Below are 26,382 nucleotides of genomic sequence, written 5' to 3' on the forward strand. Positions count from 1 at the left end.
AAACGAAGCAGCATGCTTACCCGAAGCTGTAAGCATGGCACGGCTTTTGTGACACGCTGGATTAAATTACGATCGTATCAGACGATGTAAATCAGCGGGAAGAGGAAGATCCAGACGAGGTCGACGAAGTGCCAATAGAGGCCGATGTTTTCGACGTAGGTCGCCCAGAGGGTCGTCAGCCACGGGCCTTGCACGAGGACGGTCAGGAAGAGGATCAAGCCGACGATGACGTGGATGGCGTGGAAGCCGGTGATCAGGAAGTAGAGGGAGGCAAAGAGGTTGCCGTGGAGCATGGGGCGGGCGACGTAGAGGCCTTGGGCATGATCCTGAATGAGGGGCTGGCGCTTGATCCAGGCGAGGGAGCCCTCAAGGCCGCCGAGATTGGTGGCTTCATCCATCGTCGCGGCCTGGGCGGCTGATTCAGCGGCTTCCGGGCTTGGCGGGTAAAGCTTGGCCTGGTCGTTGGAGACAAGGATCTTCACTGTTTCGAGCTGAGCACGCCAGTCGAGGACGGCTTTGGCCTGGGCGAGTTCGCTTTCGTTCAACGGTGCGAGAGCCGCATCGGCGTTGCCGGCTTCGGTGTTCTCGACGCGTGCTTTGAGTTGTCCTTCTCGCAGGTAGACCGAATCTGTTCCTGGTTGCAGCACGTTGATCCAGGCAAGTGAGTTGTTGTCGACGTCACGAAGATAGAACTCCATTGACTGCAAAGACGACTCGGGGATCTGACCAGGGATCACGTGGTGTTCGAACTTGCCTTTGTACTCGATCGCCTTGATGCCCAGAAAACCAAGTCCCAGGATAAAAGCGCCCAGCAACGCCAACTGCGTCCGGCCGATCTGCTTGTTGACGATCGACTTGTGAGCAAGGACAACAAGGTAGCTGGAAAGAATCAGGACGAACGTATTGGTCGCGCCGGCGACGATATTGATGTGGGTCCACGACTGGTCCGTCGGCCACGGCTGAGTTCCCAGTCGAAGAACCAGGTACGAGCCGATGAGCGCGGTGAAGAACATGATCTCGGTGCCGAGGAACAGCCAGATTCCGAGCTTGGAATTGGGAATCGGCAGCCCCATGTGCGGGCCGGTGGAGTCGTGGCGAAGGTGATCGACAGGTTGGGTGATTGCGTTCATGACGACAGTTTAACCACAGAGGACAGAGAGTTCACGGAGAAAGATTTCGAGCAGCCTTGAGAATCTTAGCCGGGAAAAATGTTCCTTCTCCCTTGAGGGGAGAAGCTTTAAGTCCTTCTCCCTTGAGGGGAGAAGGTGCCCGAAGGGCGGATGAGGGTGGGGTATAGGCACTCGTTGAGGTTCATCATTGTAACGACGCCAGGCAAGGAAAATCTCGCTCACAGGGTTAGTTTTTGCTCCTGAACAGCTTTCTCAATGCCGTCGATGACAGCATGCAGTTCTTTCATCACATCGAGGTGAGAAAACCGAATGACGCGAAAGCCCTGTTCTTCAAGCCAGGACTGACGGGCTTTGTCGTATTCCCCTTTGGTATCGTGACTACTGCCATCGATTTCGATGATGAGGGAGAGTTCGTGGCATGCGAAATCGACGAGGTAGGGGCCAATGACTACTTCGCGTCGGAATTTGGTGCCGACGACTTTCCGATTGCGGATCGCAGACCAGACGAGTTACTCTGATTCTGTGTGTTCGCTCCTGCGAAGGCGGGCAAATGCAGTACGCTCAGATGGCTGCATGCGCGGATGCTTTGGCTGAAACGTGTGATGGATATGGAAGTCGCTCGTTGCCTATCGCTCACCCTCATCCGTCAGCGAAGCGCTGACACCTTCTCCCCTCAAGGGAGAAGGGACAGAATACGGCAGAAGCTCTCAGCTTACGCGGCCAAGTGGCTCCAGGTGAGGGCGATCAGGAGGATTGGCAGGTAGATCAGGCTGCAGCGGAGCAAGCCGCGGGCGTTGTTGCGGTTTTCGCTGAGCATGAAGCGGACGCTGTAGGCCAGGTACAGCATGCCGAGCATCGCGGCGAGGGCGAAGTAAGTCGGGCCGGCCATCCCGAGGTGATAGGGAAGCAGGCTCAGCGGCAGGAGAGCCAACGCGTATCCGACGGCCATGAACCCTGTGATGCCGGGTTGAGGAATTCCGCCGGGGAGCATTCTCAGACCGGCGGCGTGGTATTGTTGTCGGTACAGCCAGGCGATCGCGAGGAAGTGCGGGAACTGCCACAGGAACATGATGACAAACAGGCTGAAGGCGCCGAGATCCAGAGGCTGTCCGGCTGCGACGTAACCAATCACCGGCGGCAAAGCACCAGGGATCGCGCCGATGGCGGTGCAGAAGGAGGTCACGCGTTTGAGAGGCGTATAAACGCCGACATAGATTAACAGGGTGGCCAGTGTCGCCAAGGCAGCAGCGGCGTTGACGTTCAGGAATAGATACGCGATGCCCGCGATGCCGCAGAAGATGCCGAAGAGGGCAACTTCGACAGGCGCCAAGCGTCCCGAAGGCAGCGGGCGGTCAGCCGTACGAGGCATCAGGGCGTCGGTGCGTCGCTCGATCAGCTGGTTGAGTGAATTCGATGCACAGGCGGCCAGCGTGACGCCGATCAGGGTGTGCAGCAGGATCATCCAGTCCGTCGTCTGGGTCGAACCGATGAGGAACCCCAGCGTGACGGTAATCAGGACCATCGTCGAAATCCGCAGCTTAGCGAGTTCGACGTATTCTTTGCGTTTGAAAGTCCAGGTATAGCTGGACGTCAGAGTTTCGACGGTACTCAATGCCGTCTCTCCTTTGGGTGCATGACTCTCACTGATCCTTCTCCCCCGGGGGAGCGGGATTCATTCTTCTCCATGAGGAGAAGTGGCCGAGCGAAGCAAGGCCGGATGAGGTATCTCTGCAAAATTAGTGTGACTGTAACTGTTTGAGACGCTCTGGGTCTTTCAGGCATCGTTCGATGCCATTCAAAACACCCTCAAGATGACTCAAGATGTCCTGGTGGGAGAATCGGAGAATCAGGTAACCCTGCTGCTTTAGTTCTGTTTCTCGCTTGAGGTCGTATTCAACTCGACCATCATGGCTTGAGCCATCAATTTCGATCACCAGCTTTTGTTCCTGGCAGAGGAAATCGACAACATAGGGCTCGATGACGGCTTCGCGTCGAAACTTAAAACCGGACAGCTTTCGATTCCTGAGAAAAGACCACAGAAGTGATTCAGACTCTGTTGGTTCCGTACGGCGTTTCCGCGCGAACTTCGTCTTTTCTTTATCTTGGAAGTGAAGTGTCATGGTCAAGTCTTTGACAATTCGCAGAGTTCCCTCATCCGACCTCGAAGACTCGGCCACCTTCTCCCCGGGGGAGAAGGATCAGAATGTCGCTTCGCAGGGGACAAGAAGCAATGCAAAGGCAAAGTACGATATGATAGCCGTTGTCAAGAGAACTGCCATGGTTACGTCGGTTGTGCGACAATTTGGCTAGGTGCTTTTCGGGCCCGCCAGACTTGGATTAGCAACTGGGTCGCGACCGCCATGACGATTGTCCCGGACATCATGTGGAACGTTCGCATGAACACCTGGTCATAGCTGCCTGCGACGGCTTGATAGCCGATGGGGGGATATCCGTATTTTGTGACGTAAGTTGCAAGCCCCAAAAGGACTTGCAGCGACATGGCGACTCCCAGGTAACCGCCCCAGCGGGTGATCGCTCCGCCGGCGAACCAGCAGGAGATGGTCGTCAGCAGGGTGAAGACGAGGACGGTCAGCCCGGTGTGCAGGTGGTGCATCGGGTTGCCGAAGATGGGGTGAGCGGGGAAGTGACGGATGCCGCCGCCGAGGCAGTATTGGAAGATCAACGCGGCGAAGACGAAGGTCGCGAGCGAGCGGTTAGTGATCAGGGATGTTGCTGATTTGACTTCGACGGGTTTGAACCAGCTTTTCGCCGTTACGAGGGCCATGACACCCATCAATGAGAGCACAAACGACGCGAACAGGCCGTGGACCATCGCGAATCCGAGATCGTTCAGGAGGACGCGAAAGCCCCCCAGAAGTCCTTGAATGATGATGCAGATCAGAATTGCAAGACCGAGGTGACCAACCCAGCGTCGTTGATCCAACATGTAGCCAAGGACACACAGAACGATCGCGTAGATACCAATCGCAGTCGCAACGAGACGGTGCCCATGCTCAAGAAAACGATGGTAATCTTTGGGGTTATCCCACATCGTGGTGATGAGTGAAAGAAACGGATAGGCAAACATCCCCTGCCCATCGGAGGTGGGATAGTCAGGGAAAATCATCCCGGCACCTTCCGTCGTGGTCATCGCTCCGAAGAAAATCGTGACCATTGCGAACAGGGGCATGAACATCGCCACCCAGTGGAGGCGTGAATCGGATTGATAGGGAGTATCGGTCATGATTGGTGATTGGGATGCGGAGTTCGATGAGGTTGGCAAGGGGAGGAAGTCGAAGTTGGGAGGGCGAACCTCCGTGTGAGCCGGATCTATGCGTTGCGAGACTTAAACTACGAGCAAAACCATGCTGGCCTCGCAAGCATTCAGATCCTGCATACCCTGCAACATCAACTAACCGTTGTCGGGATGCAACACAGGACAGCGGCTCGGACGGAGCCTCGCCCTCCCGTATTCGCTGGCTATTTCGATTCTTCTGTTTTCAGGCGGAAATCGACGATGTCGATCACGTTTTCGCCGGGGGTGATGGTGATTGTCAGGTTGCTGACCGGGTCCATCGGGAGCATCCCGAGTTCCGGTTTTTCCGGGGCGATGTACAGGCTGAGGGTGTAATCCCCCGGGCATGGACGGGTCGTCGAGTCGTTAAACTTGAAGACTCCATTGGAAGACGACACAGCGACCACAGGCTTATTGTTGTCGCCAATCGGCGAGAGTCGAGCCCAGCCAGTGATCTTTTTGTCGCAGTTGGTCATGTTCAGTGTGGCAGACTTACACCGCGGAGAGCTCGTCAGCAACCCCTGTCGACGCATCCATGCGTGGCATAACCCTGGCCACTGTCCGAAGGCGGGGTCGCCATGAGCCAGCCCCAGGCCGTGAGGGCCCCAGCCGCCGAAAGCGTGGAACTCGACGTCGACGCCCGCGGGTTTAAAGTTCTCGAAGATCTTCGCAGAGGTCATTTCGTACTTGGGATCCTGTCCGCTAACCGCGATGAAAATTGGCGGGACGTTCTTATTCGGCTTTGGGGGAACGCCATATTCAGCTTCAGGAAACACGTAAAGGTAAGCCGGGTACAGAAGGATGGCGAAGTTCGGGCGAGCTGCTTTCTCTTCGTCGGTCGGGCCGGTTTCGGTCGACCCGACGGAGGAGGTCAGCGTTGTCATCGACGAGAGGTGACCACCAGCTGAGAAGCCCAGAATCCCGATCCGATTCGGATCGTAGTCTTTTTCGGGGGCCCATTGGCGAGCCAGTCGCATGGCTTGCAAAGCATCCTGCAGCGAATCAGCAGGTGCATAGCCCTGAGGCTTGAGGCGGTAACGGTGAATGTACGCATTGATCCCCAGTCCATTCAGCCACTGGACGATCTGGTGGCCTTCGTGGCGATCCGCGAGGTTGTTGTAACCACCGCCGGGGAGGACGACGACACAGGCACCCGTGTTATTTTTTTCCGGCGCCGGATACCACGTCAGCGACGGGGAGTGCCCGTCTCCTTCCCCCTTGGAATTGGGAACACCATTGGGCCAGACGGGAACAGGGTCAGCAGCAGCCAGAGGGGAAGTCACGACGAGCAACACGGTGAGAGCCAGGGCGCGGTGGTCCATCATGGGGAGTCGCTTTCAAGCAGGCGGGTCAAGGTGGGATCAACAACGGCTTATCATGGCGTATCGATCACCAGATCACAATGAAAACGATGGACTGGCGTAGCGAATGAGGGTTCTGTGCGCGAATGACGTGTTTCCACCGGCTTCGCCGTCGGGGGTGAGAACATCCCGGACCACCCGATTTACGAGAGGTTCCCTCGGGCTACGATTCATACTCGAGTTCCGCGTGCACGCGAATGTCATCGGGATCGAGGATGTCGACGTGAATCACATTCGGTCGGCAGCAGACCGGGCAATCTTCGACGTAGGACTGCTCGGAACCAGCTGTCAGATCAATCGGGACGACAATGTCTTCGCCACAGGCTCCGCAGATGTAACTGGCTTCAGGAGCAGCATTCGGGCGAGGTCGTTTGCGTTTTCGGCGTTTCATTGGGAGGAGTATCGCCGGTGGGGAGCGGGGGCGTCAAGGCGAGGGAGATGGCTGGAGCGTGGAGAGCGAAGGATAGCGTGTCAGTGCCTATGCCCCACCCTCATCCGTCGTCGAAGCGACGCCACCTTCTCCCCTCAAGGGAGAAGGAACGGAAATGAGCTATTTGCAGCGGAGAGAGAGTTAGCTTTGGGTGGTGACGCGGGCGATCTGGTTGACTTTGTAGACGGGTTTGCCGGCGTCATCGTGGGTGTCTTCGACGACTTCGCCACGGACGATGATGACGTCGCCCGGGCGGCATTTGGTCAGTTCGTTGTGTTGACTCAGCGTGATGCGACCGCCGTAGGGATCCGTGGCGGAGGGGCTGGTGCTGTACTGGATCTGCCAGCGTTGCTGCTGGTCGTCAAACTGAACTCGACCCTGCAGCCAGTGATAGTGGCCATCATAGGCATAATGATGAGTGGCAGTTGGAGATGATTTCGATGAAGTTCCCCATGGATCGCCGGGGAACGCTGGTGCGGGCGGCTGAGAGGCTGGTGCCGTTGGTTGCGGAACGGACTGCAGTTGTGGCGAGCCGTCCGCTGGTGTGGCAAGCGGACGCAGGAACTGTTCGTCGCCGCTGGAACCGGTGTAGGTCGGAACGGGTTGGTAGCCCGAGGGGACGACATTTGTCGGAGCCTGCGTGTAAGAAGTCCCGCTGACGCCGGGGGCGATTGAGGCTTCGAACCCATCATTATTGAACGACGGGTCTTTATAATTCGGAACGCCACTGCCGGGAGTGGTCGACGAGTTGTTCTTGAAGGTCGGGCTCGAGCTGGGGTCGTACGCGCTGCCTGGGGCGGCTCCTGGAATCGGAGCGGAAGGCGATCCTGGTCCCCACGATGGTGCGGAGTTCAGGGTATCTGGCATCGGACCGCCGGGCATGACGGACGTCGGAGGTGCGTAAATGGTGCCAGGGCCGGTTGGGTAAGGCTGTGGCTGGCCATAAGTCCCCGGCGGCATGCCCTGATAGGGACCATACGGGCTATACGAGTTCACGCAGCCGGCCATCAGCATCGTGCTGAGAGCAGCAGTAGTCGTTTGACGGAACATGTCGATCATCCTTGATGAGAGTCCGGCGGTCCTGTCGGCGATGTGGGGGCGATCGTGAGGACACGGTGTGCAGGACGGTTCGTGTCAATGGCATTCTCGCTCATACAGAACGCCATCCTCGAACCGCGCCCTACGGGTTGCTGGCGACAGAATTCTGCCCAGCCGTCAAGACACGGGGCGGCATTGTTCAGAAAATTGCAATTTCTGTCCATAGGAATATCGAAATCGTCCTAAGCCATTATGAGAACTCCGGTAGCGTCAGAATGTCACGGCTGAGAATGTCGCATTGCCAGCGGACGATAAATGACCTAACGTCATCTGCGTCACACCCAAAGCATTCGCAGGCTGATAGATCGGCGACTTACGATTTGACAGTCATTTGTCTGCAAACCCGGTTTGATCGCTATCAGTTGTAGGTGTTGGCCCGTGTTCGGGCTCGATGTCTGAATTTTTGGCGGCGGGCTGCCGAAGAAAAGACTAGGACATTTCCATGTCTTTTCTGCAGCCGTTAGATCGCGAAACTCCTTTGTTTTTCGATCATCGGCTGCGGGAATCCTGAAGACAAATTATGGATGTGCTCTAGCGGCTTTTCGTGTCCGGAAGGACGTCTCAAGAATGGTTACAGAAGTTGTGAGCGTTCACGATATGACAACGCAGCATCGTCAAGATTCGGCTCACTCGCAACTGGAACTGCTTCAGTCGACGTTGTCGCGCCATCCGCTGTTTCAGCGTCGCAAACTGACACTGGGCTTGAAGAATAAACTCATCACCGTTTCCGGGCAGGTGACGAGCTATTACGAGAAACAAGTCGCCCAGGAAGCCATGCGGACGCTGCTGGGCAATACGCTGATTGTGAATGATGTCTGTGTCGTGCCGGAGTAGGCGTTAGGCGTTAGGCGTTAGGCGTTAGGCGTTAGGGTAGAGACGGATGCAATTTGCGCAAGGGTGATGAAAGTTATTTGTGCGGTGAAATTGCGAATGGGATTGCATGGTCGTCGTGCGAGCGGAGTGGGACGGACTTGCCTTGACCGTGTGATGGCATTGTCAGTCGGCAAATGCCTATAGCCCACCCTCATCCGTCAGCGAAGCGCTGCCACCTTCTCCCCTCAAGGGAGAAGGGACAATTCTAAGGGTCCATTGTTTATTGAGCCACTGCAAGAGGTTTCGCGGCTTCCAGGTAATGGTGGCAGGTTTGGATGAGTTTTTGGCGGTCGAGGGGTTTCGTGAGGAAGTCGGTGAAGCCGGCGTTGAGGCAGCGGGTGCGGTCTTCGGCCATGGCGTTGGCGGTTAAGGCGAGGATCGGGTGAGTGACGCCCAACGAGCGGAGTTTCGAGGTGGCGGAAATGCCGTCGAGGATCGGCATCTGGACGTCCATAATGATCAGCTGGTAGGTTCCCGGCGCTGCAGTCATGAAGGTGTCGATCGCGAGTTGTCCGTTCTCGACGACGTCGACCGTTGCCCCGGCTTTGGTCAGGAGCATCTTGATGAGGCGGTGGTTCTCGGGGCTGTCTTCGGCAAGCAGGATGTGTCCATCGAGAGGGAACTGGCTGGCTGATTGCGGGGCGGGGACAGGAGTCGTCAGGTCGAGTGTGTTGACGAACGGGATGCCCTGGAGCGAACCGGTCGCGATGGTGGCCGTGAAGGTGCTGCCTTCTCCCGGCTTGCTGTGCAGGGTGACATCGCCATCGAGAAGTTGGGCCATACGTCGGCTGATCGCTAAGCCAAGGCCTGTGCCGCCGAAACGACGGGTCATTGAGTTGTCGGCTTGGACGAAGGGCTGGAAGAGGTGAGCCTGCTGGTCGGGAGCAATCCCCAGTCCGGTGTCGGTGACGTCGAAGGCCAGGCGGATTGGTTCGTCGCCGAGAGAGGGAACATAGCGAACAGTCAGTTCAACACGGCCTTGCGTGGTGAACTTGATGGCGTTGCCGAGGAGATTGATGAGAATCTGCCTGACGCGGACCGGGTCAGCGAGAATCGTCTGTGGGACAGGGCCGAGGCATCGCGCGGAGAGTTGCAGGTTCTTTTGTGCGGCCCGTTCTTTGAAGTTCGCGAGGACCTCCTGCACGATTTCGGCGGGCGAGAAACGCAGCTTCTCAATCGTCATGCGACCGGCTTCGATCTTCGAGAGATCGAGGATGTCATTGATGATCGTCAGCAGGTGATCACCGGAGCGTTTGATCGTCTGCAGGTGCGATTTCTGTGTGGAAAGCGAAGGCGATCCATCAAGAAGGATGTCCGTATAGCCGAGGATCGCTGTCAGAGGTGTTCGGATTTCGTGGCTCATGTTGGCCAGGAAATTGCTTTTCGCGAGGCTGGCCTGTTCGGCTTGAAGGCGGGCATGGATGAGTTCTTCTTCTTCGTGCTTGCGGTCCGTGATGACCTGGGTAAAGAAGATGAGTCCCCCGACTTCTCCGGTCGTGTCATACCAGGGGTGGGCTTCCCATTGCAGCCATTCGGTCGTGCCGTCCGCACGTTCGAAGGGATCTTCGTCACAGCGATGGATCTGTCCGGCGAGGACGTCCTGATGGATCTGTTTCCAACGCTGGGGGATATCAGGGAAGATCTCGTAGTGTGACTTGCCGACAACATCCGTGGCACCGAGTTTGTAGTCTTCCAGCCAGCGTGTGCTCGTTTGCAGATAGCGCATGTCTTTATCGAGCATCGCGACGGCGGCGGGGGTGTGGGTGATGAATTGGCGGAGAAGTTCGTTCGCGGTCTCGATCTTCTTCTCAGCTTCGATACGCTGTGTGATATCAAAGCAGATGCCGGCCATGCGGAGCGGAGTGTAATCGACCCCTCGTTCAACAACGCGACCGCGGCCGTGAATCCAGCGGTAATTGCCGCTAGCATGCTGCAGGCGGTAGACAACATCGTATTCGCGACTTTGATCGGCGAAGTGATCCTGCAGGGACTGCCAGACGCGATCAGTATCCTCAGGATGGATTCGCGAGGTCCACAGATCGATGTGGACCTGGTTGTCCGGGAAAGTCTGTCCAGCGATTTCGGCCCAGCGTTCATCAAGGATCACGACGCCGGTCTTGAGATCCCAATCCCAGGAGCCGATGTCGGCGGAATCGAGGGCGAGGTCGAGACGTTCACGTTCCGTGTGGAGTTGTCGCTTGGCTTCGGCGGCAACACTGACATCGGTGGCGATGCCAACATAGCCCATGATCTGTCCTTCGTTGTCACGGATGGCAGTGACAACGAGGTGAGCCGTGAAGTGAGTTCCGTCTTTGCGCACGAAGGTCCAGTCGCGGGCGTGATGGTTGCCTTGTCGGGCGTACTCGGTCAACGCGAGGGCACCTTCAATTGGGCGTCCCAGTTCTTTAGAAAGCTCCGCAGCGTAGCTATTGATTTCTGACGCGAGATGAAAAATCTCGGGAGTCTGTTTGCCAACGATCTCGCTCGACTGGTAGCCGAGCATTTTCTCCGCCCCTGTATTGAAAACGGAGATGACGCCATGATCATCAGTGGCGATGATCGAGATTTCGGTCGAGGCATTGATGACAGCATGAAGGTGCGAACGATTCCGATCGCTGTCTTGTTTCTGTGCGACCTGGTCGGTGACATCGGTGATGAAGCCATGCCACAGCACAGAGCGATCAGCAAGACGCTGAGGTGTCGATTCGCCGCTGAGCCAGCGGACCTCGCCATCGTCAAAGCGGACCCGGTACGTCAGCCGCCAGGGAGTCAGATCACGTGCAGAAGCCTGGACCGAATCGATGACACGGGCCCGATCTTCCGGGTGAATCACCTTGAAGACGATACTGGCATCTTCAGTGACCTCCTCCGGCGTGACACGGTAAATCTCTTTGATTCGATCGCTGGCATAGGGCATGCAGGCGGTCCCGTCGGGACGCAGCACGAATTTATAGACAAGCCCTGGAACCTGAGCGGCTATGTGGACGAGCCGGTTGTGGGCCGCAGAGACGGTGCGTTTCTCGTCTTGCAGGGATTGCAGCGAATATCGAAGTTCGAGCAGGGCGCTGGCCTGACGAGCCAATGAAGCCAGATGGCCGATTTGAATGTCCGTCAGCTTCCTGGGCTGCCGATCCACAACGCAGAGAGTCCCCAGGGGAAGGTTCTCAGACGTCGTCAGCGGAAAGCCGGCGTAGAAGCGAATCTTGGGTCCAGAGAGGACGATCGGGTTGTCGCTGGTGAGGGGATCCAGGAGCGTATCATTAATGATGAGGGGCGCATTACGCATGACGACGTGAGCACAGATGGCGACATCGCGTGATGTCTCCCGGATGTCGAATCCATGTGCCGATTTGAACCACTGACGATCGACGTCCACCAGACTGATCACTGAGATGGGAACATCACACAGAGTTGCAGCCAGGCTGGTCAGATCATCGAAGATTGGCTCGGGCGGTGTGTCGAGAATCGAACACAACCTGAGTATCTCAAGTCGCCGAGCTTCATTGTCGGGAAGTGCAGCCGGTGGCATGATGGGATCCCATCGAATGAGACGGACGACGTGATTGCTGTCAGTAACGACGAGATTGCTTTCAGTAACATCGTATGTCAAAACGCGCGGTCTGGATGGAAATTGTCTGAGTATTGGACTTGGGGAATGATCGCGATGTGCATGTCGTATCCAACATGCGGGCTAAGTTTTTGAGCTAACGAAATTCATCGCGATGATGTGAGCGTATCAGCTCGAAAGTGTGGCAGCGTGTCACACTTTTCTTTGAAGAGCTCTTACCAGTCGCTCGGCATGTCGAGGGTTTTCACTCGAACATTTTGACTGTTAATAATTCAGCCTGAACGAGAGGTGACCAGTCGATGCTCAATAGCAGAACGAAACACTGTCAGATTCCAAGCAGTGTGAGTGTGGCACTGTTGTTGCGTTGTCGGTGAATCGAAGTGCAACTTTGCCATGCGATCTCGAAAGGAATGTTATGTTCACTCCATTGAAAACACTCAGCTGTCTGGCTGCTGCGGGACTGCTCGTTGGCTGTGCAGAAACCAACATCATGCCCAAGGACGATACGACCTACGTCGAACCAGCCGAGACAACACGACCCGTCGACCGAGACGTCCCCAGCACTCGCGAGGACGTCACGGTCCTCAAGCCAGTCCCAGCTGAACCAGTCGAGCCCGTCGTGGTTCCCGCCGACAGCGGCGACCCCGATACTCGCGAGCCAGGCAACACCGGCAACGAAGACGGCTACAACGCCCCACGCGCCGACGATGAACCCCAGGTCCAACCTGATCTGAGCACTCTCCCCAACAGCACCGAACCACAACCTGAAAAGCCGGTAGATGATTGAACTCGTGACTTAACTCGTCACCAGCGACAGCCTCGGATGAAGTCATCCGCGGCTGTTTTTGTTTTGTGGGGGTCAGGGGGTGAAGAGGTGATAAAGTTCTTTCGCGTGAGAAATCAGATACAAGGAATAGCTTGCGAAAGTTTGGTCCCAGGTTGTTGTGCGTGGCATGTAAATTTCGTGCAGCATATCAAACCGGAGTATCAGGTTAAGGGAATCGTAAAGCGTGACGTTTGTCGTTGAAAAGATGATGTGGTCGAGCTTATTGTTTTGAAATGACTTCGGAAGAATCTCCCGGTATTCTTTCAGTTGAATGCACCTGCTAAAGGCCGCAACAACACAATTTGAATTTGCAATTACCGGAATGATGGGACCCGCAAGAATACAGTCAATAAGCCAAAGATCGGCAATTGGCGTGTCTGAAATTGCGTCGAAAGAAGTGACGTGCGTGCCGCCTCCATTTAATCGGAGCTTCTTAAGTTTAGGCATTGCCTTCAACAGAGTGAAATCGGCATTCTTACAGCATTGTAGTTGTAAGTCAGCTTCCTCCAAATTTGGACACTTGCAGGCATTTGTGAATGCTTCATCTCCTGCATTAAGTTCGTCGATCCAGAGTGCTTTTAGGTTGGAAAGCTTATTGAATCCTTCGCAGGAAACATCTCTCAAATTGCAATAATGGATAGATAGCTTTTCGAGTCGCTCAAATTTTAAGAATAGCGATGTATCAAAAGATGAAAGGTCAATGCTGGTGCAGGAAAGTGACTCCAGAGAGGGTAAATGGAGTTCGCTGAGGAATTTCGGGCTGATACTGCAATCTCTGAAACCAAGTCGCTTCAATCGAGGAGCATGTCGAAAAATTGCTCGTAATTCATCCTCTTCGATGTTCTCTTCAATTCTCAGTTCGGTGAACTCATCAAACGGCAGCGGGCCAATTTTCAGCCTTAACCATCCCACATACTCGGACTCTTCCTGATCGCCGAGGACGTAATAAAGGCTGTTTGCTTCGCAAAGTGCAACAGCATGACGAAGCTGAGCGTACTGCCAGGTCATCAGGCTGGCAGCGAGCATGAGGAGGCTGGCGAGCGTTACCCAGAGCCATTTCAAGGGGCGTTTTGATGTCACGACGAGTTTGACCTTAGAGGATGTTGCTCGCATTCTAATAGGGTCGTCGACGGGTTGCGAGTATGTGATACATGGAGGCGCATTTGGTGCGGTTCGCGAAGCCTCACCGGCATCCTACCCATGGATTACGACGCAGCCTTCGAAATATCCGGCTGGTCTATGTTAAACTCCTTCGCCCTCGGCGTCATCAGCGAGACCGCGATCAGCGTGAGGAACCCCAGCGGGATGGTGATGATGCCAGGTTGACTGAAGGGGGTCAGGGCCTGGTCGGCGGGGAGGCCGTAGACCTTCGAGTAGGTGTCGGCGCTCAGGAGGATCCAGGCGAGAGACGAGATCATGCCGACGGTGACGGCCGCGATGATGCCTTGCTTAGTCGTTCGCTTCCAGAAGAGAAGCATGACCAGCGAAGGCAGGTTGGCAGAGGCAGCCAAAGAAAATGCCCAGCCGACGAGGTAGCTGACGTTCATTTTTTCAAAGATGATCCCGAGCAGAATCGCGATGATGCCGACGACGACCGACGCGATCTTCGCGACGCGGACCTGTTCATGATCGGAGAGGTGAATCCCGCCGACGCTTTGGACGAGGTCGTGTGCGACGGCTCCAGCGGAGGCGAGGATCAAACCCGAGACGGTGCCAAGGACGGTCGTGAACGCAATCGCGGAGATCATCGCGAAGAGGAGTTCGCTGAAGCTGCGAGCCAGGAGCGGAGCAGCCATGTTGGAGTTGGTGACATCGAGGGCGCCGCTGGTCATCGCCCCCAGGCCGATGTAGAGCGTCAGAACGTAAAAGAACCCGATGCTCGCGATGCCGACGATGGTCGACTTACGAGCCGCAGCGGCGTCTTTGACGGTGTAGTAACGGATAAGGATGTGAGGCAGCGAAGCGGTCCCGCAGAAGAGGGCGAGCATAAGGGAGATGAAGTCGAGCTTGGCGAAGGGGTCGTTGGAACGGATCCCCTTGAAGGTGGGTGTCTCGCCGGGACGGAGGACCTGGCTGCCGGGGGTTGGTTTGGCAAAATAGATCGTATGAATCGTTCCGTCCGACTCTTTGATCGTGTCTGTTCCCCAGAGGATGACTTCGCTGTTCTGCAGCGTGGATAAATACTCGAGTGGACCGAGTGGCCCTGTTTTCATTCGCTCTCCGGGGAGGTCACGAACTTCACCGACAGCAAAGAGGACCGCTGCCCCATCGAGCGAACCACGCGGATGGCCGTTGATCAGAATCTCTCCATTTGAAGTTTGTGTGAGAACTTGGGTTCGCGTCAGTTGGTTATTGTATTGACGGAACAATGAGAACGAGCCGTCCTCATTTAGTTTCGTCTCGTAGGGCTTTCCTTCCCACACTGTAGATGCGATGGGATTCTGAGGCCATTGTGGTTGGAAAGCGGTGGTGTTGAATTTCTTGACTTCAAAGCCGCGTTGCAGAATCAACACCGTCAAAATCGTGCTGAAGATCACCAGCAGCGTTCCCTTAAGAAACTGCACCCACGTCGTCGAGACCATCCCCGCCGTCACGACGATGATGATGACCGTCGTCCCAACGATCAGGACGCCGGCCCAATGCGGGAAGCCGAGGAGGGGTTGGATGAGAACCCCTGCTCCGACCATCTGCGGGATCAGGTAGAAGATCGAGACAACGAGCGTGCTGATTCCAGCGACGAACTTGATGCCACGCGAGTTGAACTTCGCATCGAGGGCATCCGCGAAGGTGAACTTCCCAAGTCGTTTGATCGGCTCCGCAATGACGAAGAGGGCGACGATCCAGCCGGCCAGGTAACCAATCGAGTAAAGAAAGCCATCATAGCCATAGAAAGCGATCATCCCGCAGATCCCGAGGAACGACGCGGCTGAGAGATAGTCCCCCGCGAAGGCAATGCCGTTGACGAACCAGGGAATCTGGCCGTGAGCAGCGAAGTAGCCTTGGGAGGACTTCGCACCACGGGCCAAGTAAAAACTGAGGCCGAGAGTCAAGCCGACGAAGGCGAAGAAGATGATGACCGCGATGAAGGAGGGGGTGTAGAGCATGGGGGTAGGGCTTAGGGAAGGGGCTGAGGGCTTGGGAAGACCGGGAGTCATGAGTCGTGAGTCATGAGTCATGAGGGGGAGAGGAAGGTGGAGCCGCAGTCGGTTTGCAGAGAAAGCCGTAGAGGAGGGCGAGCAGGAAAGCGCCGATGATGAGGGCGAAGCCGGAGAGGATGGCGAGGTTGATGCCCGAGATGGGGGTCTGTTCCATCAGGTCGGGACGAAAAGCATTGAGCAGCACAAATGCGGCGTACGGGATCAGATAGACGAAAAAGAAGATCATGCCCCATTGGTGGCTGGTCATTTTCATGGTGTCATTTCTCGGCGGAAAGTCAATCAAAGCCTATTGATGCGTCAGCGTACAGGGAAACGGACACCGGGGCAACAACGGAGCCGGAGATTCGGGGAAAAGACAGGGAACGCCTCATGGCGAACGTGGTCTACAATGTCGTGTCGAAACAGAATATGTTTCGCAACTTTCGATTGAGGTAACACGTGACTCCACAGAACGATCTATTTGTCATCGAGAACGCCGTTTCACTGCTGGTGCAGGAAACCGGTGTTCCCATCTATGACTTTAATTTTCGGAACTGGTTTGCATGTCAAAGTCTCTGGCCTGGCCACACGACACGAAAGGTCATCGCAAGACTGGGTGCATTTTCAGACTACGCGAAACAATCCGATGACCTCCGGTCGCAAGGCATCGAACTCATTCATTCTGAACAAGACCATCTTCGCGCGACTCGCCTGCCAGTCTGGTATCATCTGATTGCCGACTTGACGCCTCGCAGCAAATGGTATTCTGAGCTGCCGACAGCCGATCAAATCGAAGAGGACTTTCGCTGGCCTGTCTTTATCAAAGGAGAGCGTCAGACAAGTCTGCATTCACAATCACTCTCAGTTGCGAAGTCACGCGAGAACTATGACTGGCTCATCGATCAATATGCGACAGATAGCATTCTTCGTTGGCAGTCGGTGGTCGTGCGTGAGTTCATTGCACTTCGACGTGTGGAAGAGGCTTATGGCGATCGGGTTCCGAGCAGCTATGAATTTCGCACCTTCTGGTGGCGTGGCGAACTGGTGGGATCGGGGCGTTACTGGTATCAGGGCAAAGGCTATGAGTGGACATCAAATGAGAAGCAGGCGGCGATTGCCGTCGCTGATATCGCTGCGAAGAGAATCAATATTCCGTTTCTTGTCATCGATCTGGCAATGACACTGGATGGACAGTGGATCGTTATCGAATGCAATGATGGACAGGAAAGCGGCTACGCAGGGGTCTCGCCGATCGGACTGTGGCAGAGCATTGTTGCCTGTGAACAGCGAATGCGAATGGATTAATCATGCACCGATTCACCGCATTGCTTGCAAGTCAAAAAACAATCCTCCTCGATGGCGCGGTCGGGACGGAATTGACTCGTCGTGGCTTTGATGTTGATCGTCCAGGTTGGTCAGCGAATGCGACCATGGAAGCACCGCAGCTCATCGCCGCGATTCATCGCGAGTATGTCGCTGCAGGAGCGGACGTCATCACAGCAAATACATTTCGCACTCATCGGTGGAGCCTCGTCGGCACTCGATACGCAGGGCGCGATATCGAGTTGACGCAGAGGGCCGTCGAGATTGCCTGGCAGGCGGCCGGAGATAGAGCACTCGTTGCAGGATCGATTTCTCCGCTCGGGGATTGCTATCAGCCGGAGGAGAGGCCAGCGGTTGACGAAATGGTAGCCGAGCATTTCGAGCAGGCCAGGAAGCTGGTCGAGGCGGGTGTTGACTTGCTGTTGCTGGAGACGATGAACAACAAGACGGAATGCCTCGTCGCAGCAGAGGCCTGTGCATCGACGGGGCTGCCATTTGTGTGGAGCATGATCGTTCAGGACGATACTCACTTGCTTTCTGGGGAGAGTCTTCAGAGCGTTGTGGAACAGGTCTTTGAGAAGGCGACACCTTCGGCCGTCAGTCTCAATTGCGTGCATCCACGAATGGCGGAGAAAGTCATCCGTCATCTGAAGAGCATCGTGGGATCGGTCCCTGTGGGCTTTTACGGAAACACTCATCATTGGACGCGTCATGGCGGGCAAATAGAGTTTGAAGCCGGACCGGGTTTAACGGCTGATTCCTACGCAGCCGAAATCGCTTCGCTGGTGAAGGAATTCCACCTGAAATTCGTAGGGGGATGCTGCGGAACAACGCCGTCTCACATCGCTGCCCTCACACAATTGCTAAGAAACGATGAATAATCCCATTGGCGCGTGGATTTCTCGCCCTTATTGTTCATAGTGGACATCGATTGCTGTTCCGTGTCGCGCTCGCGAACGGAGCAGCGACGGGATAACCATAATGGCCGAGAATCCTTTCGACGAACAAAAAAAGCAGGCCTTCGAGTCCCTGCGATCTGGGCATTACACGCGAGCTCTCGATGCTTTTCGCGAGCTGTTAGTCAATGCAGAAGACGACCCTCACCTGCATGAGGGGATGGGCTTTGCGCTCATGTATTTAAGGGATTATGCCCCTGCCCTGAAGCATTTCCAGAGAGTGGTTGATTTGAGGCCCGCCTCTGCGACCGCGCTCATTAATCTCGGAGCCGTCCTGAATCGCTCGAAAGAATATGTCCGGGCTGTCGATGCCCTGCAGGCAGCGATCTCCAAAGATCGCAAGTCAAGCGAAGCCTATTACAACCTCGGCTATTCGTATCGCCATCTGGGACAATACCACCTGGCGATCTCCGCGTATCGTCAGGCGATCCGACTCAAACCCCACTTGCCGGAGACCTACGTCAAGCTGGCTGATGTCTATATGGATTCAGGCAGTTTCACGCTCGCCATTGAGCATTACCGGAAAGCGTTGACGATCAAGCCAGACTTTGAACTGGCCATTGTCCGTTTGGAAGAAGCTCAGCGTGAACAGAGCACGTCCCAGATCGTCATGAGCCCATTCGGACGTCTTGTTGATGAAAACAAGCTGACCCGCAAGTCCACCGGCTCAGCGATCATGCGGTTCTCGCAGGAGCAGCGTCAGTTTGATAGAACCCAGACAGAAATGCTGGGGCTGACGCTGGAAAACGCCGCGAGAGAATTGCTACGCCATTTGAATGACCAGATCCAGGTTCAGACCGCCGCGATCCGGACACACGTCTCCAAAGGACAGATCCATCCGCTCACTCTCCACCGCATGCAGCAACAGTTTCGGACGTATGTGAGAGACTTTGCGAAATCAAGAATGTCGCTGAAGAACAAGATCGCCAAACTCGAAGTCTACGAAGAAATGGTTCGTCAGCAGTTTGATGACGAAGCCCGTTAAGCAACGGAGAGAAAGCGAACGTAGCCTGACGTCTGCTTGGTATTGATCGTCACTTGTTGCCTATCGCCCACCCTCATCCGCCCTGCGGGCACCTTCTCCCCTCAAGGGAGAAGGAACAGAATGCCGCTCCCTCCCAAGCAGAAGGGACAGTTGCTTATTCCTCTTCAGGAACGCCGATGTCGACTTGATCCCAGTTAATCGCCTCGGCGTCGTCGCGTGATTCTTCGAGAATCTGGCGGGCGCGGACGTAATCCTCTTCATGAACAAGCACGCGAATCATCGCCGGTGCTTCCACTTGGAAGCCGACAATTCCATTCCCATCGGACGTTGACTGAATGCCAGCATCAGTCAGTGCCTGAACGATGGCTGCTGCTTCAGCTGGATTGGGAACGCTGATCAAAACTTTGGTGTCCAAGGCGTCGCGGGTACTCATGATGTCATCCTCTTGTAAGCGATCAGAAGAGCCATCGAACGTCCCGTTCGCAACTCGAATCGAGAAATCAAAGCAGGATTACAGAATCCCTGTCCCAAAATCTTCATCATGAGGACGATGGTACATCGCTCCGCCGTGGCTGAGGCCAAAGCTGGAGGTCGCTCGCGCGATTGGCGGGTTACTTGTGCTATCGCGGATGTGTTCGACGGGCGTGCTCTCGGAATGAACTCCGGGAGAATCCACGCGATGCTGGCGACCGGAGGCTTCAAAGAACTGAGGCTCGCGCTCGGTTCCCACCGGTGCGGCCGGAGGGGGCGCTATTCTGTTCTTCGAAGGGAGGTAATCGTTCTCGATGTAATCGGAGAAATCATCTTCGCCATAATCGTCATAACGACAAACATACCCAGGCTGCTTGGCTGCAACCATTTCTTTTTCGAAGGCGTCGATCACGCGATTCTGAATTTCTTCGCGACACTCCGAGTTGATCGGGTGAGCAATGTCTGCATAAAGCTTGACCCTGCCTTCCCCGGAACGATCGACACGATCGGGATGAAGCTTAGATCCGCAATGATTGCAATAATTGCTACGAAGATGGTTCTTGGTCTTACATTTCGCGCAACGATCCATCAGTTTGCGTGATGGCATGGCAACGAAAGGGCCTTTGATCCCCTGGATGATTTTCAGATCGCGTACGACGAAGCTGTGATCAATCGTAATTGAGCAGAACGCCTGGAGCCGATCATGGGGGTCTTCCATTAGCTTGATACGGACTTCGGTAATCTCCACGTCTGCGCTCCTTCTCGATGTCGCTCAAAGACTGCTCCGTACCGATACGACGAAACCGTGCTGTTGAATTCTGAGATGTCGTGCAAGTTGCGCGCCCTCGTCAGCCGTCCTGACCAAAGCCACGCAGGCCGTCCCGCTCCCTGTCATTATGCCAGTGGTCTGGGGCAAAAGCGAGAGGTGTTTTAGAATCTTCGAAACATCCGAATTCACCCGCGACGCCCCTGCCTGGAGGGCATTAAACACCAGCGAGCCCGGAATGGCGGATTCTTTTTTCCAGACATCGAGAACGCGATCACTCGCATAGTCCACGCTCATCGCATGGGCATGGTAGGCGTCAAAGACCGCTTTCGTCGACAATCCACTCCATGGCTTGATGATCACCGCATGCAGTGGGGCCAAATCAGGGATTGGCTCGATCTGCTCGCCACGCCCGCTGCACTTCGCGACAGGTTCGCTCGAGAGAAAGAAGTTGACATCACTGCCAAGTTCCGCCGCGAGCGTGTGCAATTCGTCGACACGCAAGCCAAGCTGCCAGAATCGATTGAGCCCTACAAGAGTCGCAGCGGCATCACTCGACCCACCCCCCATTCCGGCCTCTGCTGGAATTCGTTTGAACAACAATACGGACACGGATAGTTCTGGGCGACCCACGTATCGCTTGAGAAGTTCGGCCGCTTTGACCACAAGATTGCGACCATCATCAGGAATGACTGGTAAGTTCTCTTGCGGCCCATCAATCATCCAGCGCGACGTCAAAGTGATCTGACCAGTTGAGCCGGGTTCGGGAATCGCATCGAAACGCAGTGTGTCATAAAGATTGACCGCGACCATGATCGTATCAAGTTCGTGATACCCGTCGGCTCGCTGGCCGAGGACCTTCAGAAAGACATTGATCTTGGCAGGCGTGTGGACGATCAACGTCTTTGAGGTGTCACGTTTCCATTCGATCAGACGCATAAGCATAGAGGAGATGCCAGTCACAAGGTTTGTTCGAAATCTCAAATACGCAATGACGCGGTTGTCTTGCGTCGCAATGTCTCACCAGCAGATCGACGGTCATTCCCTGTGTGCCACGGCTGTGTCAGCCGTGCGATCGCGCAAGGAACGCCCAGTTTGCACGGCTGACACAGCCGTGGCACACGTTCAACACATTTCTTTCCAAAGTTGCGAGAACGCCACCACGCCATCTTCCTGCGGTCAGTCTTTTCGGTCAATGCGGGCCTGATGCAACAGGCACTCTTGATTCGTTGACTGCGGCGGCTAAAGTAGACGTTGTTTGCATTTCACAAGTGAAAAGTGGTCGACTCCCGTCTTCGATCCGCCCTGCTCTGCCTGTGGCTGTCCGCGGCGTTCGCGACTCTTGCTGTTGGTTCATCATGTCACAATATACAACATCCGCGTGGAAATCGTTCCTTGTCTGCGCGGTTCTCTTTTTCTCTCCCGACCTGGTTTCCGCGCAGACGAGTCCCGTGGATCGCGAGATCTCATTGACCGTCAAACTGCGGGAAGCGGGCTACCTCGACACGGCCCTCAAGTCGATCGGCAAACTGGAAGCGAGTTCCGAACTGGCGCCGGATCAGAAGCAGAGCATCGCGTTTGAAAAGGGGCTCGTTTACAAACAGCTCGCCGCTCAGTCCGTTAGCCCGGATCAGCAGAGGAACTTTTACAATCAGGCCAAGAAGGCGTTTCAGTCCTTCATCGATACTCAAGGCGGACGAGGCGACCATCCCCTCAAAGGTCAGGCGATGACCGAAATGGCACGTATCGTCCTGGCGGAAGGCCAGACGCTGAACTGGCAGGCGATTGTCGAAGAAGACAAGACTGCCCAGAAGACAGCGCTGGATCAGGCACGCGCAAAGATCATCGAAGCCCGCTCGCTGTTCCAACAGGCATTCAGCATGGCGGATGCAGAATGGAAGACGTTCCCGGCCTTCATTCCTGAGGATGACACCAAACAGCGGGCCCGTCGAACCTTCGTCGAAGGGGAGCTGATGCGAGCCAAGCTCGATCTGGCGATCTGCACGTATGAAGAAGCGCAATCCAATCTGCAGGATGATAACCAGCATTCTCGACTGCTGATGGATGCATCACTGGCGTTTGAAAAAGTCCATCAGGAATACCGACAGCAGCTGGCAGGGCTCTATGCCAGAATGATGCAGGCGAAGTGTCTTCAGGAGCAAGGTGATATTCGCAATGCCTTGGGGATCTTTGACGAACTGCTCAGGACCCCAACGGACATGAAGAACCAGACCCTGATGGACTTCCTCGGTCAGGTGTTGCAGTACCGGATGATCTGTTTGAATCATCCATCGCGGGGGGATTACCAGTTCGTCGTCGACGAAGGAACGAACTGGCTCAATGTCGATCGTCGTCGCGGATTGACGCAAATCGGCCTGGGCATCCGCTGGGAAATGGTGCGCGCCTTGGAAGCCCTCGGCAGCAGCAGTGCCCGCGCTGAAGACAAGACCGAAGAGAAGAAGATCTTTACGCGTCGCGCACTGGCAGAAGCCAAAGACCTCGCCCGCATTCCGGGTCGTTACCAGAAACTCGCCTTGAGGGCAGAGTCGCGCTTGCTGGAAGCCAGCGACCGTGGACCAGCTGTCGTCAAAGACTTTTCGGTCGCCTTCACCACGCTCAATGACATGCTCGATCGCATTGCCCGCGTCCAGCAGCAGATTGAGAAAGCCAAGCTCGATAAAAACGCCGCGGAGGTCGGCAAGTTTGAGGCGGAACTAGCCAACCTTCTGAAAGAGGCCCGTGACGTCGGCCGAATCGGACTGACACTTCGTAAGGGCAATACCAAGCCCGAAGACTATCACCTTTTCCAGTATCGACTCTCTTATCTGGAGTTCCTCAGCAACAGCGACTGGGATTCACTGGCGCTCTCGGAGTATCTCGTCCGTCACGCCTATCAGGCCAATCCCGAGCTGCGTCAAGATGCTACCTACCTCGCGATGGCATCGCTGGCCCGACAGTTTTCAAACGCTCAAGGGTTCCGTCGTCAGTACCTGCTCGATCAACTTCAAAGCCTCTGCGGCGTCGCTGCCAAACAGTGGCCCGAAGCACGACGCATCATCGATGCAGAGATGACTCTCGGCACGCTACTGCTTCAAGTGCAACAGCCGATGCAGGCCGTCACCTGGTTCGCCAAAGTACCCAAGACCAGCGAGCGCTTCGGCCAGGCTCAGGCGGAAGCAGGTCAGGCTTACTGGCAGGCCTCCATTCTCGAATTGTCCAATGACTCATCACTGGTCGACACAAAAGAAGTCGAAGGCTGGCAGCAAAAAGCTCGTGAGTACCTGGAAGGCGGGATCAAGATCCTCTTAGTCGATTCCGATCCCAATGACGATCCACCCAATTCGCTGATTCGCGCCAGGATCTCGCTGGCTCAGCTGGAAGTCTTCCAGGGAAAAGATCTGGACGCGATTCGCATCCTCACCGAAGCCCCCTTCGCGGTGACGGAAGTCGTCAAAAAGAGTGATGAACAAGCGGACGATGGCAACCCGCTCGCCTCACTGGTCTATCAGCTTCTCCTGCGTGCCTATGTCGGAAGCAAGCAGCTCGATAAGGCGCGCGAAACTCGCCTGGAACTCGAACGGGTCGTCGGCGAGGAAGGCAACGAAAACCTCGCGCGCATTTACACTCAACTCGGACGCCAGCTGCAGCAGGAACTCGAGCAGAAACAACAACTCGGCCAAAAGGAACGAGCCGACGAGATTCGTGCGTCGTTCGAAGAGTTCATTGGCGACCTGTTCAAAAACCGCCAGACCCTCGAACTGGGTGGGTTGATCTGGATTTCAGAGACTTACTTCTCCCTGGCCAGCGGCAACGAGAACAAAGAGAAAAGCAAAGAACTCTTCAAGAACGCCGCCGAGGGGTATCAGACAATTCTCACTCGCGGACAATCAACTCCTGACTTCCTGACCGCGACTCAAAAGCCCGCCGTTCAACTGCGTCTGTTAACAACCCTCGGTCAGCTGGGCGATTTCCAGCAAGCTGAAACTTTCCTGAAAGAGCTCCTCGCGGGGCAGCCAAATCAACTGGAGATTCAGACAGCTGCATCGACTCTCTATGCCCTGTGGGGAAAAACGGCCAGCGATAAAGCCAAGATGAAAAAGTCGATTACAGGCGATGGCCCGGGCGGTAAGCTCTGGGGATGGAACCAGATCATCGTTCGCCTGCAAACGACGCTGCAAACACGCGGGCCGTCTCCCGAGATCCAAAAACCTTTTGAAGACGCTATCCTCAACCTGCTTCAAGCCAGTTACGACACCGCCATGATGGAGACGAATGCAGACAACAAAAACAAGCTGCTTCGCAAGACGGAAGCCAATTTGAAAACGCTGCTCAGACTCTCTCCCGAGATCGGTTCGTCACCTCAATGGTCGGAATTCAACTCCATGTATCAGCAGCTTCTCGTGGCACAAAAGAAGCCCGCTGAGCCGTTGAAAAAACCTCGTCAGGGAGACCAGACCATCCCTGAAACAGAAGTCGCTGACGTCAAACCCGCTGCGACCTCTCAACCAAAGACACAGGCCCCCGTGGCTACGACTGCAAGCGCGACCGAAGAGCCCGACAATGAGTCCAACAGTATCACCCTCTGGCCGGCTTTGGTCCTGGTGGCCTTGCTCATTGGCGGCGGCGTTTACTTCATGAAAACCTCTGCCGGGAAATCTGGCGGTAAGGGTAATCGTAAAAAAGACCTCCTTGGCAAATATCGACGATAGATTCGAGACATCGACATGTTCCAGAAAACGACTCTGCACACAACTGCGGCTATCTGCCTGTTGTCCTTAAGCGCCAATGGCGTCTGGGCGATCGACATCATCAATCGCAAAAGCACAGACAAGCGTGCCTCGGGCGATATCACCGAGATGACGCGCTCGGAAGTCAAGATTACCCCCAAGGCTGGTCCAGCAGTCACTGTTCCTGCCAATGACATTGTCAGCATTGAGTTCGACAGCGAACCCAAAGAGCTGAAAACAGCCGAAGGTCTGGTCCTCAACAGCCAGTACGACAAAGCCCGTGAGCAGTATCAAACCGCCCTCTCCGCTGCTTCCACCGACAAGCCTTATCTGAGAAAGCAGATCGAATTCCTGAGAGCACGCTCCTGGGCCCTGGAAGGCCTTGCAGAACCCGCCGTCACAGAGAAGGCGATCGAAGAGCTGGGACGCTTCCTCGAAGCCAATCGTGACTTTTATCGCTACGATGAAGCGCTGGTCCTGCAGGCTCGCCTGATGTCTGCTTCAAACGATCCTGGCCGGGTCGAAACCCTGTTCACCCAGCTTTCAACATCGCCCTTCCCGGAATCTCAACTCCAGGCGGATCTGATCAAAGCCGATCAACTGCTCAAAAAAGGGGAGTACGAGAAAGCCCTCGAAGCATTCGCAGCGCTGATGCAGACCGCTCAAGGCAAAGAACAGCTGGTCAGCGTCAACCAGCTGGCGCTCAAAGGACGAGTCGATGCGCTGGCAGGACTCAAGAAGCCTCAAGAGGCGCTCGAACTTCTGCAACAGGGACTCGCGACCGTGGATGACCGCCAACCCAGCGTGCTTGCAGACATGTACGTACAAAAAGGGCGCCTTCAGGAACTCGCCGGCAACGTCGACGACGCCATCCTGTCCTACCTGATGGTCGATCTGGTTCTCGGCCCGCAGCTGGCAAAGCGCGACGCCAATACCCAAGCCGAAGCCCTCTATCATCTTGCCAAGCTCTGGCCACTGGCTGGCCATCCTGAACGCGCGACTCAGGCTGCAACCAGCCTGCAGTCAAACTTTGCAGGCAGCCCATGGCTGACCAAACTGCAGGAGAAGTAGAACGCGTTCAATTTTCAATCACATTTGATTGCGAAATAACAGTTGTGTATCAAAAGCATGACAGCGGCGGACCTTCAAATCACCCGCCATCAGCTGATGCGTACAACTCCCCTGTGTGCGATCATGAACGCGTCTGTGTCACTCACACATCTGACTGAAGCAGCCCCATTTCGGACATCATCCGGATCAATTTCGACGTTGCGATCTGCGCACATGATTGATGATAAATCAAACGCCCGGACAAGTCGGTTCTGAGCACTTCAAGTGTGCCCGTGACGCCCACTTCAGACTCGAAAACCGCAGATCAAACAACAAGTCGCGCTTAGCTGAGCTATCCCTTTTTAGTGACATGCTCGCACACCTGC

The 26,382-nt window shown here is 55.5% G+C and carries 22 protein-coding genes; 7 read left to right on the forward strand and 15 right to left on the reverse strand.

Annotated features, from left to right (window positions below; translation table 11 throughout):
* Positions 1 to 77: 77 nt before the first annotated feature.
* From SH248x_RS16110 to SH248x_RS16145, 8 genes are all read right to left on the reverse strand, one after another.
* Positions 78 to 1,130: a cytochrome c oxidase subunit 3 gene (locus tag SH248x_RS16110; RefSeq protein WP_459555324.1), complete on the reverse strand. Its 1,053-nt coding sequence runs from the start codon at positions 1,128 to 1,130 to the stop codon at positions 78 to 80.
* Positions 1,131 to 1,348: 218 nt separating this feature from the next.
* The gene (locus SH248x_RS16115; protein ID WP_459558619.1) at positions 1,349 to 1,624 is read right to left on the reverse strand and encodes an endonuclease domain-containing protein; all 276 of its coding nucleotides are present in this window, start codon (positions 1,622 to 1,624) and stop codon (positions 1,349 to 1,351) included.
* A 218-nt stretch (positions 1,625 to 1,842) separates the two neighbouring features.
* Positions 1,843 to 2,742, reverse strand: a complete 900-nt coding sequence (cyoE, locus tag SH248x_RS16120) for a protoheme IX farnesyltransferase (RefSeq protein ID WP_459555325.1) — start codon at positions 2,740 to 2,742, stop codon at positions 1,843 to 1,845.
* A gap of 124 nt (positions 2,743 to 2,866) precedes the next feature.
* Positions 2,867 to 3,250, reverse strand: a complete 384-nt coding sequence (locus SH248x_RS16125) for an endonuclease domain-containing protein (RefSeq protein WP_459555326.1) — start codon at positions 3,248 to 3,250, stop codon at positions 2,867 to 2,869.
* Positions 3,251 to 3,411: 161 nt separating this feature from the next.
* Positions 3,412 to 4,374, reverse strand: a complete 963-nt coding sequence (locus tag SH248x_RS16130) for a COX15/CtaA family protein (RefSeq protein ID WP_459555327.1) — start codon at positions 4,372 to 4,374, stop codon at positions 3,412 to 3,414.
* A 236-nt stretch (positions 4,375 to 4,610) separates the two neighbouring features.
* The gene (locus tag SH248x_RS16135; RefSeq protein WP_459555328.1) at positions 4,611 to 5,750 is read right to left on the reverse strand and encodes an alpha/beta hydrolase; all 1,140 of its coding nucleotides are present in this window, start codon (positions 5,748 to 5,750) and stop codon (positions 4,611 to 4,613) included.
* A 199-nt stretch (positions 5,751 to 5,949) separates the two neighbouring features.
* Positions 5,950 to 6,177: a CPXCG motif-containing cysteine-rich protein gene (locus SH248x_RS16140; RefSeq protein ID WP_459555329.1), complete on the reverse strand. Its 228-nt coding sequence runs from the start codon at positions 6,175 to 6,177 to the stop codon at positions 5,950 to 5,952.
* 180 nt (positions 6,178 to 6,357) lie between these two features.
* Positions 6,358 to 7,266 (reverse strand): hypothetical protein, encoded by a 909-nt coding sequence (locus SH248x_RS16145; protein ID WP_459555330.1) that lies wholly within the window; start codon positions 7,264 to 7,266, stop codon positions 6,358 to 6,360.
* Positions 7,267 to 7,881: 615 nt separating this feature from the next.
* On the opposite strand from SH248x_RS16145, the gene SH248x_RS16150 reads away from it, so the two are divergent.
* On the forward strand, positions 7,882 to 8,148 hold the full coding sequence (locus SH248x_RS16150; RefSeq protein ID WP_459555331.1) for a BON domain-containing protein: 267 nt from the start codon (positions 7,882 to 7,884) through the stop codon (positions 8,146 to 8,148).
* Between the two features lie 259 nt (positions 8,149 to 8,407).
* Here the strand turns inward: SH248x_RS16150 and SH248x_RS16155 are convergent, their stop codons facing one another.
* On the reverse strand, positions 8,408 to 11,716 hold the full coding sequence (locus SH248x_RS16155; RefSeq protein WP_459555332.1) for a PAS domain-containing protein: 3,309 nt from the start codon (positions 11,714 to 11,716) through the stop codon (positions 8,408 to 8,410).
* Between the two features lie 454 nt (positions 11,717 to 12,170).
* Between SH248x_RS16155 and SH248x_RS16160 the strand changes: the two genes are divergently transcribed.
* Entirely contained in the window at positions 12,171 to 12,542 is a 372-nt protein-coding gene (locus tag SH248x_RS16160; protein WP_459555333.1) for a hypothetical protein, read from the forward strand.
* Positions 12,543 to 12,614: 72 nt separating this feature from the next.
* Here the strand turns inward: SH248x_RS16160 and SH248x_RS16165 are convergent, their stop codons facing one another.
* From SH248x_RS16165 to SH248x_RS16175, 3 genes are all read right to left on the reverse strand, one after another.
* Complete coding sequence (locus SH248x_RS16165; protein ID WP_459555334.1) at positions 12,615 to 13,694, reverse strand: leucine-rich repeat domain-containing protein; 1,080 nt, start codon at positions 13,692 to 13,694, stop codon at positions 12,615 to 12,617.
* 92 nt (positions 13,695 to 13,786) lie between these two features.
* Positions 13,787 to 15,685 carry a sodium/solute symporter gene (locus SH248x_RS16170; protein ID WP_459558620.1) on the reverse strand — a complete coding sequence of 633 codons (1,899 nt, stop codon included), beginning with the start codon at positions 15,683 to 15,685 and terminating at the stop codon, positions 13,787 to 13,789.
* Positions 15,686 to 15,746: 61 nt separating this feature from the next.
* Positions 15,747 to 15,992 carry a DUF485 domain-containing protein gene (locus SH248x_RS16175; RefSeq protein WP_459555335.1) on the reverse strand — a complete coding sequence of 82 codons (246 nt, stop codon included), beginning with the start codon at positions 15,990 to 15,992 and terminating at the stop codon, positions 15,747 to 15,749.
* Between the two features lie 185 nt (positions 15,993 to 16,177).
* On the opposite strand from SH248x_RS16175, the gene SH248x_RS16180 reads away from it, so the two are divergent.
* The 3 genes from SH248x_RS16180 (at position 16,178) to SH248x_RS16190 (ending at position 18,982) form a co-directional block, all read left to right on the forward strand.
* Complete coding sequence (locus SH248x_RS16180; RefSeq protein ID WP_459555336.1) at positions 16,178 to 17,023, forward strand: ATP-grasp domain-containing protein; 846 nt, start codon at positions 16,178 to 16,180, stop codon at positions 17,021 to 17,023.
* Between the two features lie 2 nt (positions 17,024 to 17,025).
* Positions 17,026 to 17,922, forward strand: a complete 897-nt coding sequence (locus tag SH248x_RS16185) for a homocysteine S-methyltransferase family protein (RefSeq protein ID WP_459555337.1) — start codon at positions 17,026 to 17,028, stop codon at positions 17,920 to 17,922.
* Positions 17,923 to 18,022: 100 nt separating this feature from the next.
* A complete protein-coding gene (locus SH248x_RS16190) occupies positions 18,023 to 18,982 on the forward strand; it encodes a tetratricopeptide repeat protein (RefSeq protein ID WP_459555338.1) in 960 nt (319 codons plus the stop codon).
* A gap of 154 nt (positions 18,983 to 19,136) precedes the next feature.
* On the opposite strand, the gene SH248x_RS16195 is transcribed toward SH248x_RS16190, so the two are convergent.
* The 3 genes from SH248x_RS16195 to ispE form a co-directional block, all read right to left on the reverse strand.
* A complete protein-coding gene (locus SH248x_RS16195; RefSeq protein WP_459555339.1) occupies positions 19,137 to 19,415 on the reverse strand; it encodes a putative signal transducing protein in 279 nt (92 codons plus the stop codon).
* A 78-nt stretch (positions 19,416 to 19,493) separates the two neighbouring features.
* Positions 19,494 to 20,201 (reverse strand): septation protein SpoVG family protein, encoded by a 708-nt coding sequence (locus tag SH248x_RS16200; protein WP_459555340.1) that lies wholly within the window; start codon positions 20,199 to 20,201, stop codon positions 19,494 to 19,496.
* A 24-nt stretch (positions 20,202 to 20,225) separates the two neighbouring features.
* A complete protein-coding gene (ispE, locus tag SH248x_RS16205) occupies positions 20,226 to 21,164 on the reverse strand; it encodes a 4-(cytidine 5'-diphospho)-2-C-methyl-D-erythritol kinase (protein WP_459555341.1) in 939 nt (312 codons plus the stop codon).
* A gap of 506 nt (positions 21,165 to 21,670) precedes the next feature.
* Between ispE and SH248x_RS16210 the strand changes: the two genes are divergently transcribed.
* A complete protein-coding gene (locus SH248x_RS16210; RefSeq protein ID WP_459555342.1) occupies positions 21,671 to 24,928 on the forward strand; it encodes a tetratricopeptide repeat protein in 3,258 nt (1,085 codons plus the stop codon).
* A gap of 15 nt (positions 24,929 to 24,943) precedes the next feature.
* Positions 24,944 to 26,017: a tetratricopeptide repeat protein gene (locus tag SH248x_RS16215; protein ID WP_459555343.1), complete on the forward strand. Its 1,074-nt coding sequence runs from the start codon at positions 24,944 to 24,946 to the stop codon at positions 26,015 to 26,017.
* Positions 26,018 to 26,382: the final 365 nt, after the last annotated feature.

The sequence above is a fragment of the Lacunimicrobium album genome, assembly GCF_052161635.1.
Lineage (GTDB): Bacteria > Planctomycetota > Planctomycetia > Planctomycetales > Planctomycetaceae > SXPC01.

Bases quoted from the DNA above. Each gene is read 5' to 3' on its own strand.
- SH248x_RS16110 (WP_459555324.1), bottom strand. From the start codon at position 1,130: ATGAACGCAATCACCCAACCTGTCGATCACCTTCGCCACGACTCCACC.
- SH248x_RS16125 (WP_459555326.1), bottom strand. From the start codon at position 3,250: ATGACACTTCACTTCCAAGATAAAGAAAAGACGAAGTTCGCGCGGAAA.
- SH248x_RS16130 (WP_459555327.1), bottom strand. From the start codon at position 4,374: ATGACCGATACTCCCTATCAATCCGATTCACGCCTCCACTGGGTGGCG.
- SH248x_RS16135 (WP_459555328.1), bottom strand. From the start codon at position 5,750: ATGATGGACCACCGCGCCCTGGCTCTCACCGTGTTGCTCGTCGTGACT.
- SH248x_RS16140 (WP_459555329.1), bottom strand. From the start codon at position 6,177: ATGAAACGCCGAAAACGCAAACGACCTCGCCCGAATGCTGCTCCTGAA.
- SH248x_RS16145 (WP_459555330.1), bottom strand. From the start codon at position 7,266: ATGTTCCGTCAAACGACTACTGCTGCTCTCAGCACGATGCTGATGGCC.
- SH248x_RS16150 (WP_459555331.1), top strand. From the start codon at position 7,882: ATGGTTACAGAAGTTGTGAGCGTTCACGATATGACAACGCAGCATCGT.
- SH248x_RS16155 (WP_459555332.1), bottom strand. From the start codon at position 11,716: ATGCCACCGGCTGCACTTCCCGACAATGAAGCTCGGCGACTTGAGATA.
- SH248x_RS16160 (WP_459555333.1), top strand. From the start codon at position 12,171: ATGTTCACTCCATTGAAAACACTCAGCTGTCTGGCTGCTGCGGGACTG.
- SH248x_RS16165 (WP_459555334.1), bottom strand. From the start codon at position 13,694: ATGCGAGCAACATCCTCTAAGGTCAAACTCGTCGTGACATCAAAACGC.
- SH248x_RS16170 (WP_459558620.1), bottom strand. From the start codon at position 15,685: ATGCTCTACACCCCCTCCTTCATCGCGGTCATCATCTTCTTCGCCTTC.
- SH248x_RS16175 (WP_459555335.1), bottom strand. From the start codon at position 15,992: ATGAAAATGACCAGCCACCAATGGGGCATGATCTTCTTTTTCGTCTAT.
- SH248x_RS16185 (WP_459555337.1), top strand. From the start codon at position 17,026: ATGCACCGATTCACCGCATTGCTTGCAAGTCAAAAAACAATCCTCCTC.
- SH248x_RS16190 (WP_459555338.1), top strand. From the start codon at position 18,023: ATGGCCGAGAATCCTTTCGACGAACAAAAAAAGCAGGCCTTCGAGTCC.
- SH248x_RS16195 (WP_459555339.1), bottom strand. From the start codon at position 19,415: ATGAGTACCCGCGACGCCTTGGACACCAAAGTTTTGATCAGCGTTCCC.
- ispE (WP_459555341.1), bottom strand. From the start codon at position 21,164: ATGCTTATGCGTCTGATCGAATGGAAACGTGACACCTCAAAGACGTTG.
- SH248x_RS16215 (WP_459555343.1), top strand. From the start codon at position 24,944: ATGTTCCAGAAAACGACTCTGCACACAACTGCGGCTATCTGCCTGTTG.